Source organism: Anabaena sp. PCC 7938 (assembly GCF_049315035.1).
Taxonomy (GTDB): domain Bacteria; phylum Cyanobacteriota; class Cyanobacteriia; order Cyanobacteriales; family Nostocaceae; genus Anabaena; species Anabaena cylindrica.
Genome location: NZ_CP186034.1, coordinates 4,950,070 through 4,962,993, shown reverse-complemented (window position 1 = coordinate 4,962,993; position 12,924 = coordinate 4,950,070). Strand labels below are relative to the sequence as shown.

Below are 12,924 nucleotides of genomic sequence, written 5' to 3'. Positions count from 1 at the left end.
CAAGGTACGGTTGCGCGATCGCTCTTATCATAGTCCATTTCAGAAATTGTGTCAAGAATGAAAATCGCTGAAACCCGGTCTGGGTAAGGTGCGCGGATGGGTGACTAACATGAACAGCCGCAAAACCAAGCCTATCAAGAGATACAGACATTTTTTCAGTTTCTTGATTTTTTACACCTACCCAGCCGCGCTAAAAGGCTGGTTGTCAACTATTCTCCATACTCTCCACCAGTCACCTTACCCCGGAAGACAATGTACTGATACAGATTGTAAAACAACATTACCGGAATCAGGAAACCGATAAAAATAATCATGATTACCAGCGAACTGGGATCAGCAGCAGCTTCATAGATTGTAATCTGTCTGGGGATAATGTAAGGAAAAACAATCAAACCCAAACCCAAAAATGTCAAAACAAATAACAAAATTGTCCAAACAAAAGGTGCGCGTTCTTCCTGGCGATTTAAACTTTGCAAAAGCTGCCAAATTAACCAGATTCCTAAAATGGGAATAACTGCAAAAATATAAACTAACGGTTGTTGAAATAACCGCATTCTCGCACCTTCATAAATTAAAGGTGTGGTGATTGTAATCAAAACTGCACCGATTAAAGTTGTCCAAGCAGCTAGTTTTGCAGTTTTATAGTGAGTCTCTTGCAATTCTCCGGTGGTTTTCCAGACAAGATATGTTGAACCAATCAAAACATAGCCTTGAATTAAGGTTAACGCTACCAATACAGATGGTAGACTTAACCAGTCCCAGGTACTACCAATAAAATGCCCTTTTTGATCGACATTAATACCTTGCAAGACCGCACCTAACGCAAAACCTTGTCCAAGTGCAGCACCGAAGCTACCTGCACCAAAAGCTAAATTCCAAAATAATTTACGTCGAGATAATTCCCGAAACTCAAAGGCTACACCCCGAAAGATAAAGCCAAATATCATCACCAAAATGGGGATATATAAGGCATTTAATATTGTGCCGTAAGCAAGAGGGAATGCACCAAACAAACCTCCAGCCATGAGGACTAGCCAAGTTTCATTAGCATCCCAAATATTACTTAGACTGGTCATTAACAGCCCCCGACGTTCTTCATCAGAAGATGTGAGAGATAATATGCCCACTCCTAAATCAAATCCATCTAACATGACGTAAAGAAAGAGAAATAAACCTAAGATTACAAACCAAACTTGGGGAAGAAAATATTGTAGTGTTTCCATAAGTTGATGTAATTTGAATATGTAAATTGACGTAAGGATTCAGGATACAGAATGTTTGATATAGCAGGGAACAGAAAAATATTCTTCTTCTTCCTCCTTTCTTCCTCCTTTCTTACTCCTTTCTTCTTCTTCCTTCTTCCTCCTGACTCCTGACTCCTGACTCCTGAATTCTTATGGTTACGCTATGGCTAACCCACCCTACGGATGTTGTAAATTCTGTAGAGACATTTCATGAAATATCTCTACGATGAAAATATTTAAAAATCTCCTAATGTTATTGTTGTGCTTCTACAGGACGTTCATCTGGTAAAAATTCTCCTGGTGTGGTATCAACTGCGGGTTTGGTAATTTCTACACCGGGAATTGGTAAATCAAGATTGGGGCCGTTACGAATAATGCGACTACCAAAATACAAAGCGGCTATAAATAAAATGCTGTAAACTGTGGCAAAGCTGGTTAGGGAAACTAAGACATTACTAGCAGGTAAATGAGAGGCTGCGTCTACTGTGCGGATTTGTCCATAAAGTATCCAAGGTTGTCTTCCCACACAACGAACTATCCAACCTGATTCCACAGCGATGTATCCTAGAGGGGCTGCTAATACCCAACCCACCATTAACCAACGTTGTTTACTAATATTCTCGGCTGAAAGTTTACCTCGTAACCATTGCAAGGTACTTAATAACATCAGTCCAGCGAAGAAGAAGCCAATGCCAATCATGATGCGGAAGGCATAATATATTAAACCTATCATGTGGGGACGGTCTTCTGGTTTCCACTCTTTTAAACCCCGTAGTGGTTCTGAAAGATTTTGTTTAAATTCGAGAATGTATCCTAAAGCGTTGGGAATGGTAATTTCCCAGTCGTTTTTTTGGGCTTTTTCGTTGGGTATAGCAAGTATACTCCAGTCAGCAGGTTTTCCCGCTGGGGATGATTCCCACTGGGCTTCCATTGCTGCTAATTTGGTTGGTTGATAGTGATAAACTTGTTCACCGCTGAGGTGTCCGATGTATATTTGAAGGGGAGCGACTGCGATCGCAGCTGCTAAAGCTATTTTCAAGGAACGGGAAAAGAAAGCTGGATGGCTTTGTCTGAGAATATACCAAGCACTAATTCCCCCAATCACAAATAGTGATGTCTCCAATGTGGCAAAAAACATATGCAGCACACTGTTAACCATGAAGGGATTTAAAATAGCCTGAAAGTAATCATGGACAATAAATTTACCATCGACTAATTCCCCACCTGCGGGAGTTTGCATCCAAGAATTAGCTGTTAAAATCCACAAAGTGGAAAGGTTAGCACCCACCGCTACCAAAATGGTAGAAAGATAGTGAATGGTAGGGTTGACACGCTCCCAACCAAATAGCATAATCCCTAAAAAAGCAGCTTCGAGCATAAATGCCCAAGACGCTTCAAAACCAATCACGCTGCCAAAAAAGTTACCCACTGCTTCTGAGAATGGGGCCCAATTCGTCCCAAATTGAAACTCCATGGGGATACCAGTAGCCACACCAATACCGAAGTTGAGAACGTAGAATTTAGACCAAAAACGGGCATGGAGGTAGTAATCTGGATTACGGGTTTTTAACCATACTCCTTCAATTATGACTAAGTAAATGCCCATTCCTGTCGTTAGCACAGGCCAAAGCATATGAAATATTGCTGTGAGTGCAAATTGCAACCGTGATAATAAGACGGAATCGGATAAAAATTCCACCTATCTCTCCATTTGCTCACTACTCTTTCTAGGATATCGGGTAAAGCACTGGATGGAAAAAATATCAGCTGCGAAAAAAAATTTTTTCACCCCAATGCAAAAGGAATAAATAATGATTTTCATAGACAAAATATTATACATCGAAGAAACCAGGCAAATTTTCGATGATACATAAGTAAAAGCTTATATAAGGTATTCAATATTTATTTAATAAATCGTACCTTCGGGTTAATTTTTTAGCCTGCAAAGGCTGTATGCTATTTTTAATCAAAACAGTTAAGCTAAATTTCCGGTCAAAAACCTGAAATTACATAGTTTCGCATGATTGTGTTCAAGAATAACTAGGTTTTATCTTTCCGTAAAATCTTGATTCATTGATCATGTAATTCTTCATCTATAACTACAGCGCCAGCAAGATATTAGGCTCTTGCGTCTCTTTTATGGAGAATTAATACTAAAGTGCCAGTTTAATAAACTACGTAATCTGAAATTGCTAAAGTTACGAAATCCATATCCAAGTCTTTTGATTAATTTGAGTTTATTATTAATTCCTTCTACAGTACCACTAGTAGTTCTGCCGTCAAAATAACCTACAACTTCACCAAACCACCTAATCATTGTTCCTATACTTTTGGGAAAATAAGAAAGTCCATCGTGCATCCAATCTAATAAATTCATTATGCTTTCGCCCCAAGACTTAGTGGATTCAAATATGTCTCGAAATTCTTCTTTTAGGGCGTGCATTTTTGCCAGAATAGGGAAACTTTTTGAACATTATTTAATCTTTCTTTTTGTTGTTCATTTAAAGAATCTTCATTTTTTATTAAGCTATATTTGCTTTTATTTAATCCTGCTAATATTCGGTCTCGCTCTGATTTATTATCTAAAGACATGGCGGCTCTCTTTTCAGATTTACGCATAGCATCTAATTCATCATTTACTTGTTTCATTACATGAAATCTATCAGCAGTTATATTCGCATTTGGCATTAATTCTTCTACTAAACTTTTATAAGGAGACCAAAGATCCATACTCACTTCAACTATTTGTTCAAGTACCTGAGATCCCCATTTGACAATAACTTCACGTATTTCTTCTATTCTTCTTGACTTCACCAACTCAATGGGTTTACGAGTATCTAAATCTACTAATACTGCTAAATAACTTCCTTGACCTTTCACCAAAGCAATCTCATCTATGCCTAACCTTTTCACCTGATTTAAATTAATGTTTAATATTTGTGATACTTGTGCCTTTAACATTGATTCAACTTCTTCATCGCTTAAGTCATTTCTTTCGGCAACACTATGAATATTACTGTCTAATACTTGTGCAACTATATCTATGGCTAGTCTTTTAGTATATCCTTTACTTTTATCTACAAAATTTAGCTTTTCACTGAAGACCTTTTTGCACTTGTTACATTTGAATTGACGGCGATTTATTCTTAACAATACTGGTTTTTCACTCCAAGATAAATTCGTGAATTAGCCGCCAATGATTTTGATGTATACTATAGGTGGTTTTTTCACAGTCTGGACAAGTAGAATAGTTGACAGCTTTCTCTATTGTTATAATTATTCCTGCCCCAACAAGTTCTTGAAAATCTAACACTTTCATCTCTGGGAGATTGAGGATTTGATCTACGCTAAATTTCATAACTATCCCTAAAACTTTTGTATTTGATAATTATGATTGTAATCCTATGCTTATTCCCATATATCAAAAAGTTTGCAAACCTTTACAGGGATAGAGTTTTCAACTTTAATAATTTAAATTTATCGGCATTAAATTTTAATACTTTTAGTTTTCTCCATAAAAGAGATGCAAGAGCCAGATATTATTATGCTTGCTATATTTGGCAATTTCAAATCAATTTATTACTACTTGAGGAGTGAGCATTTACAAATGAATTTTACAACCCACTTTTTAATAAAACTTAAATGTTGAGAATATATCTTTAGATCAACATTAATATATCTAGCAAAACATCAAAGTTCAAAGGCTGTTTATAAAAACTCTTTAGTTGTAATTTTAACAGCTCAAACTTTATCGCTTGCATTTGCCAAAATTAACCAACACTAATAGTTTCAACCTTCAACTAATAATAAACAGGGTAGCTAAATTTTTCATTGTTACCAAAGATTATTATTGCCAATAGAGCATAGTTGCATACTTGCTGACCAAGTGCTTAAAGTTGAAGACAGGTGTTGCAGTTTAGCCGACTGAAAAGCATTCAGCAGCAAAAATCTTTTTTCAACCCTCATCATTCATTTCTCTCCCATGCAAATAACTAATACTATTCATTTCCGCAATTTACGCGGAGATATTTTTGGTGGTGTTACAGCTGCCATTGTTTCTCTACCACTAGCTTTAGCCTTCGGTGTCGCTTCCGGTGCTGGCCCTGTAGCCGGTCTTTATGGTGCTGTCTGTGTGGGCTTTTTCGCAGCATTATTTGGTGGTACACCAACTCTGATTTCTGAACCTACTGGTCCAATGACAGTAGTCATCACCGGTATTATCAGTTCCTTTACAGCCAACGATCCAGAAAATGGCTTGGCTATGGCTTTTACCGTAGTGATGTTAGCAGGGATATTTCAAATTATCTTTGGCATCTTTAAGCTAGGGAAATATATAACCCTCATGCCCTACAGTGTAATTTCTGGCTTTATGTCAGGAATTGGGGTGATTTTGATTATTTTGCAAATTGCGCCTTTCTTGGGGCAAGCAACCCCTAAAGGTGGAGTATTAGGAATAGTTCAAAACCTACCTAATTTATTAGGAAATATCAACCCCATTGCTTTAATTTTGGGTGTGATGACAGTGGCAATTATTTTCTTAACCCCATCGAAAGTTAAGCGCATTGTCCCACCTCAGTTAATTGCATTAGTAGCAGTGACAGTGGTTTCTTTGGTATTTTTTGGAGATGCAGATATAAAACGCATTGGTGTAATTGAAACTGGTTTACCAAAGATTCAACTGCCAACTTTCACGTTATCAAACGTCACTATCATGTTAGTTGATGGGGTAATGTTGGGGATGTTGGGATGTATTGACACTCTATTAACTGCCGTGGTTGCTGATAGCTTAACCCGCACTGAACATAAATCTGATAAAGAATTAATTGGCCAAGGTATCGCTAACGTAGTATCTGGTTTATGTGGTGGTTTACCCGGTGCTGGGGCAACAATGGGAACTGTTGTTAATATCCAAACGGGGGCGCAAACTGCGGTATCTGGTCTCACTCGTGCTTTGGTACTGTTGGTTGTGGTTTTGGGTGCTGCGGGGATAACTCAGAGTATTCCGATGGCTGTGTTAGCTGGTATTGCCCTGAAAGTAGGGGTTGATATTCTCGACTGGAGTTTCTTAAAACGCTCTCACAAAGTATCTCTCAAGGGTTCAATCATCATGTATGGTGTATTACTCTTGACTGTGTTTGTAGACTTAATTGTGGCTGTGGGTGTGGGTATATTTATTGCCAACATCTTAACTATTGAACGTCTTTCTAGTATGCAGTCGGAGACAGTCAAAGCCATTAGTGATGCAGATGATGCTATTGATTTAACTCCAGAAGAAAAGAGTTTATTAGATGCAGCTAATGGCCGCGTGTTGCTATTTTACTTAAGTGGGGCGATGATATTTGGTGTTTCTAAGGCTATTTCTCGTGAACATAACGCCATAAAAGATTGTGATGTGATCGTTCTCGATTTGAGTGATGTACCTATGATGGGTGTTACAGCTTCCTTGACTATTGAAAGTGCAATTAGAGAAGCTTGTGAAAAAGGTCGTCAAGTAATCATTGTTGGTGCAGCAGGCAAAATTAAGAAACGGTTGGATAACTTGGGAGTTTTGAGCTTATTACCTCCCCATCATTTGATGGTAGACCGCAAGGAAGCACTAACACAAGCAGTTGCTTTAGTTCACAGTTTAGCAACCGAAACAAATGCACCTGTTTCTTAGAGGATATTGGTTAAGTTTAACTTGGTTTTGCGATCGCTCTCTAATCTCTAAATTTTCCTGATCAAGTTGGCATAGGGGAGGATATGAGGTTTTTGATACATCGCAAACCACTGTAAAAATATCCTCTTAAAGCCAAAGCACATCAATCATCAAAAATATCCCCTATTTTGTTGCGCAAAATAGGGGTTTTTTTCAATAACTTAGGTTGTTTTTTGGATTGATTCCACAGATAAATCTAATGGCTTATACCGTCAAATAATCATTGGTCATTATTACTTACCAAAGATGTAATCAAAAACCCAATTATAGTGTAGTTATAATTCATTAATTGCCCCTACTTTCATTCTGTTGTGCCTAAGTCCTATTCATGTAAATATAGCGACACAAATTAATTCAGTCTTTATTAATTACGAATTGCTATTATTCCCTAACAAAGAATATACTGATAACTACTAACGTTCAAATAGAGAAAATGGAATTGTTAGTAAATAAAATCACAGACTCACCAAGCTTTGACAGTGAAATTCAAGCAAGGTAAAAAACGTGGAAAATTCGATATATAAACTGCAAAGGGTTCTACCCATTAGCCCCCGCGCCCTGTTATTAGTAAATCGTCATGCCCGTAAAGGGGAAGAAAACCTCTTGGCAGCTATTCACTGTCTGGAGTCACTTGGTTTTAATGTGATTCCAGAATCTACAGAGAACCCAACACATTTGGGTGATGTTATTAGACAATACCACCATGAAATTGATTTGGTAATAGTTGGAGGTGGTGATGGTACTCTTAATGCCGCAGTCGATGCTGTAGTTGAGACTCAATTACCTTTAGGAATTTTGCCTTTGGGAACTGCAAACGACTTGGCTAGAACGTTGGGCATTCCCAATTCTTTACCCGAAGCTTGTCAAGTTATTGCTGCTGGACAATTGCAACACATTGATTTGGGTTGGGTAAATGGTAAGTATTTTTTTAATGCTGCCAGTTTGGGATTAAGTGTAAAAATTACTCAGCGATTAACTACAGAAGTTAAACGCCGTTGGGGAATATTTGCTTATGCAGCGGCAGCATTTCAAGTAATTTGGAAATCTCGCCCCTTTAGTGCAGAAATTCGCATAAATGGTCAATCAATTCACGTCAAAACTGTGCAAATTGCTGTAGGCAATGGTCGCTATTATGGTGGTGGCATGGCTGTATTTCATGACGCTACAATAGATGATCAGAGGCTGGATCTTTATAGTTTAGAAGTTAAACATTGGTGGGAAATAATACCTTTACTACCGGCAATGCGTCAAGGTAGGCATATACATTGGCCAAGTGTCCGTGCTATACAAGGAAAGGAATTTGAGGTTTATACTCGTAAACCACGTCCTATCAATACAGATGGGGAAATCACTACTTATACTCCGGCTGTGTTTCGTGTGATACCTATGGCTATCAGCGTTTTGGTACCACCACTATAAGTAGGTTGGCGTTAAAAATTGTGGTTGGGATCAGGCAGGGTGCGGGGGAAACAAGGCTAAAACCCTTCTTTACTTTTCTTGGAGACTTCCAAATAAAAAAATGTACAAAAATTTCTTGTGGTGCGGGCATCTTGCCAGCTAATTAATAAAGGACGGGCAGAATGCCCATCCCACAAGATTGGATAATTTATTTTCTGGTGTTCCCTTGACACGGTTTGGTTTTATTCTGCCCATATACTTAGTTTTATTAAGATGTTGAAACATAAAAACTTTGTTTGAGTCTTTATATTTCAACTATGACTAAAGCTATACTCCGCTATCGGGGTTTTCAGGCTACTCTCCTATAAACTTTGAGCAAAATGCATTCGCGATTTTCTCAACAGATTAAATCTTTGTTGCAAGGTTTAGCTGAACAGTCACTGACTATCGGTGATATTCTGGCAGAAACTTCAGAACGGGGTTTTAGTTTAGTAATTTCATTATTAGTGTTGCCCTTTTTATTGCCTATGCCACCAGGCTTTACAGGGCCTTTTGGCGGTACCTGCTTGCTGTTATCGGCACAGATGGTTCTGGGCAGAAGAACACCCTGGTTACCCAGAAAAATCGCTAACTACCAATTTCCTCACGCTATTGCTCAGATAATTCTACAAAATTTGCATCGAGTAACTAGGGTGTTGGAAAAAATCACTCGTCCCCGATTAATGCAAATAGCTTCTCATCCTTGGATTTGGCGCTTAAATGGGCTTTGTATATTTTGGCTGACAATATTATTAATATTACCAATTCCCTTTACCAATCCCATTCCCACTGTAGGTATTTTACTTTTGGCAGTTGCCATGATTGAATCTGACGGTTTGCTGATATGCATCAGCTACGTGATTACAGCCTTGATTACTTTATTGTTTGGGTTTGTTGGTTATGCACTGTGGTTTGCCACTCTCAAGAACTGATCCTTCTAAGACGGTGCTGTTGAATTTGCGATCGCTCAAATAGAAAAAATTGAAAATCTTTACAAAACAATATACACATCGAAATGTGGGAGTTGATATAATGAGATTCCCAGAATAGAAAACTGAAAAAGATGAATTATCTCAGATAAGCGGTTTATCTAGTGATTCCTCTGCATTCTGACTCAAATGGGGAAAGTTCCCTCATGAAGAGGACTTTTTTATTCACAAAAATACACAATATAGCAATCAAATTATTGCTAAAATAAAACCCCCAGCTAAAAGCTGAGGGCTGCAATCTAATTAAGGTGCATCTACTATTTTCTTATCCGTCTGATTTTCGGCTATATCCGGAAGTATTGGCTGATCAGATATTTTTTTGTATATAATCAAAGAGTATTGTAGTAAAACCCCCAGTTCCACCTGAGGGCGATTAATCAATTAAGGTATATGTACTTCCGTCTGTGTGTTTGGTTAATCAGGAAGAATTAATTAAAAAAAGTGCGATCGCATTTTTTTTAGATAAGGTATCCCTTGTTTTTGCATCTACCCATCGACGGATAAGCGCCTTATAATCAAATTATTTACATTTCAGTGTGTTTATGCTGTGGGCTATTTTTCCAAAGCTTGCTTCCTTGGTTGACGAGATGCAAAAATTATTCCATGTCTGGGACTGAATAATAAAGCCAAGGTAAATAAACTCGAAACTACTAAAACGATAGCTGGCCCAGAAGGTAAATTATAAAAGTAGCTGATATACATTCCGCTAATACTAGAAATTACACCAATTATGGCTCCGACAATCATCACTTCATGCAAGCGCTTCACTATTAGATAAGCGGTTGCACCTGGGGTAATTAAAAGTGATAATACTAAAATCACGCCTACAGCTTTCATGCTGGCGACAATAGTTAAAGCAATCAACAGCATTAAACCAAAGTTGAGACGATTAACTGGTAAACCTGCGGCTTGTGCGCCCAATGGATCAAAGGTGTAAAATAGAAGTTCTTTGTATAACAGGACGATAACTATCAAGACAATCGCCGCAATGATAGTTGTATCTCGCACTTCATCTACAGTTACACTCAGAATATTCCCAAAAAGGAAGTGATTCAGATCGATTTTATTATCTTTTTGAATAACTGTAATTAAAGTCACACCCAGAGCAAAAAAGGCTGAAAACACTATACCCATGGCGGCATCTTCTTTAATGGGTGAGCGTGTTTTAATAAAAGCTATGACCATTGTACTCACAATGCCGGCAATAAATGCACCGACAAAGATATTAGCACCGATCATAAATGCGATCGCTAATCCTGGTAAAACAGAATGGCTGATAGCATCACCCAGTAATGCTAGGCGTTGTACCATTAAGTAACTACCAACTACTGCACATAATAAGCCTACGAGTATGGCGATGATTAAGGAACGTTGCATAAAGCCATATTGCAACGGTTCTATTAGTGTTTGAATCATAGAGGAAAATGAACCGCGTTCACGGAGTGTACCGGAGGTAAAGACGCAAAGTAGGCGTTCGCGTTAGCGTTACGTAGCAAAGGAAGAGAGGAAGAAAGATAATTACAGTAGATTGCAAATCAATGAGGTACAAAATCTAAATTTAAAGCCAGTTCCTGAGTACCGAGTAGTATCAATATTCTGACTCCTGACTCCTGACTCCTGACTCCTGTATTATGCTGCATCAGAAAAGTACATGACTTTTCCTCCGTAAGCTTGATGGAGGTTTTGTTCTGTCAGGACTTGTTGGCGAGAACCTGTGGCAATTAGTTCACAATTTAGTAAAATTAAATCATCAAAATGAACGATGGATTCGCCTAAGTCGTGATTAACTACGAGGACGATTTTGTTAGCTGCGGCTAGTTCTTGGAAGACTTCAAAAATTATGGTTTGGGTTTTTTGATCAATTCCTACAAAGGGTTCATCAAAACAAAAAATTTCTGCTTGCTGGGTTAAAGCACGGGCTAAAAATACCCTTTGTTGTTGTCCTCCAGACAGTTCACCAATGGTGCGGTTTTTAAATGTCTCCATTCCCACTCTTTCTAAAGCATCTTTGGCTACTTGGCGGCTAACAGTCGAGAAACTACGCAACCAGCCTGTCTTTTTCACACGTCCCATCATCACTACATCCCAAACCGTAGCAGGATAATTCCAATCAATTTGGCTACGTTGTGGTACATAGGCAACTCTTTCTAGTTGCTGCATTAGGGCTTTACCTTCGTATAAAACTTGACCATTATTTAAAGGTACTAATCCCAAAATTGCTTTCATCAGCGTGCTTTTACCAGCACCATTGGGGCCAAAAATTCCCGTCAGTCGTCCTGGTTTAATAATGCAGTTAATATCCCGCAAAGCTTCCTGTGTCCGGTAGTGTACCCCTAAATGGGAGATGTTAATGGCTGCGGTGGGATTCATCACAATCGGTTTGATAGTTTGTTCAGAAATCGCTCTTACTTGTCTCTGTAATGAGCTAATTTTTTGGTAAAAAGAAACGTTTTGCATAACCGTATTTAAATATTCATTCCTTGAGTTTACTATAAATATGAGAGAAATATGAAAAAATCTATAATTAGAAGTAATAATAGGGATAAATTAAATTAATACTCGGAATCAATAGTGGTAGTTGAATGAAGAAAACAAAGATTTTTCGGTTGTGTGTGGTGATTTTATTACCTTTAACATTACTTAGTTGTACTCAGTCAGACTCTCTGCCACGGAGAAATGGCAAACCACAGGTTGTAGCAACTAGCACTGTAATTGCAGATTTAGCTGAAGAGGTTGGTGGAGAGGAAATTGATTTGTTGGGAATTCTCCAAGCCGGTGCAGATCCTCACGTTTACGAACCAGTACCAGCAGATAGCCGAGTTTTAGAAGCAGCGGACTTAATTTTATATAACGGTTATAACTTAGAACCAGGAATTATTAAGTTGATGAATGCTAGTGGAGGAAAAGCACGGAAGTTAGCTGTGGGAGAAGTTGTCAAACCTTTAAAGTTAGAAAAAAGCAAAGGTCAAATCGTTCCAGATCCACACGTTTGGGGGAGTGGAGAAAATGCCATCTTGATGGTAAAAGCTATTAGAGACGGATTAATTGAGTTATCACCAGAAGATAAAGATAAATTTACTCAAAAAGCAGCCCAACTTACCGATGAATTACAGCAATTAAATATCTGGATTCGGCAACAAATCCAAACTATTCCCCTAGAAAAACGTAAACTTATCACTACCCATGATGCATTTCAATATTATGGAAATACTTATGGTATTGAAATTGCTGGAACTTTAATTGGCATTAGTACGGAAGAACAACCCAGCGCCCAAACAGTCAAACAATTAGTAGATTCAGTGAAAAAAATAGGTGTACCTGCAATTTTTGCCGAAACCACTATTAATCCAGCTTTAATTAAAACCGTTGCCCAAGAGGCAGGTATAAAACTCGCTCCGCAACAACTTTATTCTGATTCTATCGGTGCAAAAGGAAGCGATGGAGATACATACATCAAGATGATGGTAGCGAATACCCGCGCTATTGTCACAGCATTGGGAGGTAAATATACGCCGTTTGAACTCAAGCCAAAAATAGAAGCAAAATCTTAGCGAGA

General features: G+C 38.2%; 8 protein-coding genes and 1 pseudogene. 4 read left to right on the top strand and 5 right to left on the bottom strand.

Annotated elements, in window-relative coordinates; all coding sequences use genetic code 11:
• Nucleotides 1-209 precede the first annotated feature (209 nt).
• The 3 genes and pseudogenes from cydB to ACOWPH_RS22375 all read right to left on the bottom strand — a co-directional run bounded on the left by cydB (nucleotide 210) and on the right by ACOWPH_RS22375 (nucleotide 4,602).
• The gene (cydB, locus tag ACOWPH_RS22385; protein WP_015212321.1) at nucleotides 210-1,223 is read right to left on the bottom strand and encodes a cytochrome d ubiquinol oxidase subunit II; all 1,014 of its coding nucleotides are present in this window, start codon (nucleotides 1,221-1,223) and stop codon (nucleotides 210-212) included.
• A 274-nt stretch (nucleotides 1,224-1,497) separates the two neighbouring features.
• Nucleotides 1,498-2,943 (bottom strand): cytochrome ubiquinol oxidase subunit I, encoded by a 1,446-nt coding sequence (locus tag ACOWPH_RS22380; RefSeq protein WP_015212320.1) that lies wholly within the window; start codon nucleotides 2,941-2,943, stop codon nucleotides 1,498-1,500.
• 438 nt (nucleotides 2,944-3,381) lie between these two features.
• A pseudogene (locus tag ACOWPH_RS22375) lies at nucleotides 3,382-4,602 on the bottom strand (ISL3 family transposase).
• A gap of 624 nt (nucleotides 4,603-5,226) precedes the next feature.
• On the opposite strand from ACOWPH_RS22375, the gene ACOWPH_RS22370 reads away from it, so the two are divergent.
• The 3 genes from ACOWPH_RS22370 to ACOWPH_RS22360 all read left to right on the top strand — a co-directional run bounded on the left by ACOWPH_RS22370 (nucleotide 5,227) and on the right by ACOWPH_RS22360 (nucleotide 9,311).
• Nucleotides 5,227-6,903, top strand: coding sequence for a SulP family inorganic anion transporter (locus ACOWPH_RS22370; RefSeq protein ID WP_015212318.1), 1,677 nt, complete (start codon nucleotides 5,227-5,229; stop codon nucleotides 6,901-6,903).
• 582 nt (nucleotides 6,904-7,485) lie between these two features.
• The gene (locus ACOWPH_RS22365) at nucleotides 7,486-8,361 is read left to right on the top strand and encodes a lipid kinase (protein WP_042465531.1); all 876 of its coding nucleotides are present in this window, start codon (nucleotides 7,486-7,488) and stop codon (nucleotides 8,359-8,361) included.
• A gap of 359 nt (nucleotides 8,362-8,720) precedes the next feature.
• A complete protein-coding gene (locus ACOWPH_RS22360) occupies nucleotides 8,721-9,311 on the top strand; it encodes an exopolysaccharide biosynthesis protein (protein WP_015212316.1) in 591 nt (196 codons plus the stop codon).
• A 609-nt stretch (nucleotides 9,312-9,920) separates the two neighbouring features.
• On the opposite strand, the gene ACOWPH_RS22355 is transcribed toward ACOWPH_RS22360, so the two are convergent.
• Both ACOWPH_RS22355 and ACOWPH_RS22350 read right to left on the bottom strand, forming a co-directional pair.
• Nucleotides 9,921-10,784 carry a metal ABC transporter permease gene (locus ACOWPH_RS22355; protein ID WP_015212315.1) on the bottom strand — a complete coding sequence of 288 codons (864 nt, stop codon included), beginning with the start codon at nucleotides 10,782-10,784 and terminating at the stop codon, nucleotides 9,921-9,923.
• Between the two features lie 213 nt (nucleotides 10,785-10,997).
• Nucleotides 10,998-11,738, bottom strand: a complete 741-nt coding sequence (locus tag ACOWPH_RS22350; RefSeq protein WP_371834365.1) for a metal ABC transporter ATP-binding protein — start codon at nucleotides 11,736-11,738, stop codon at nucleotides 10,998-11,000.
• Nucleotides 11,739-11,950: 212 nt separating this feature from the next.
• Between ACOWPH_RS22350 and ACOWPH_RS22345 the strand changes: the two genes are divergently transcribed.
• Complete coding sequence (locus ACOWPH_RS22345; RefSeq protein ID WP_015212313.1) at nucleotides 11,951-12,919, top strand: metal ABC transporter substrate-binding protein; 969 nt, start codon at nucleotides 11,951-11,953, stop codon at nucleotides 12,917-12,919.
• The last annotated feature ends 5 nt before the right edge of the window (nucleotides 12,920-12,924 follow it).

Excerpts from the sequence above, each read along its gene's own strand:
- cydB (WP_015212321.1), bottom strand. The coding sequence starts at position 1,223 with ATGGAAACACTACAATATTTTCTTCCCCAAGTTTGGTTTGTAATCTTA.
- ACOWPH_RS22370 (WP_015212318.1), top strand. The coding sequence starts at position 5,227 with ATGCAAATAACTAATACTATTCATTTCCGCAATTTACGCGGAGATATT.
- ACOWPH_RS22360 (WP_015212316.1), top strand. The coding sequence starts at position 8,721 with ATGCATTCGCGATTTTCTCAACAGATTAAATCTTTGTTGCAAGGTTTA.
- ACOWPH_RS22355 (WP_015212315.1), bottom strand. The coding sequence starts at position 10,784 with ATGATTCAAACACTAATAGAACCGTTGCAATATGGCTTTATGCAACGT.
- ACOWPH_RS22350 (WP_371834365.1), bottom strand. The coding sequence starts at position 11,738 with ATGAATCCCACCGCAGCCATTAACATCTCCCATTTAGGGGTACACTAC.
- ACOWPH_RS22345 (WP_015212313.1), top strand. The coding sequence starts at position 11,951 with ATGAAGAAAACAAAGATTTTTCGGTTGTGTGTGGTGATTTTATTACCT.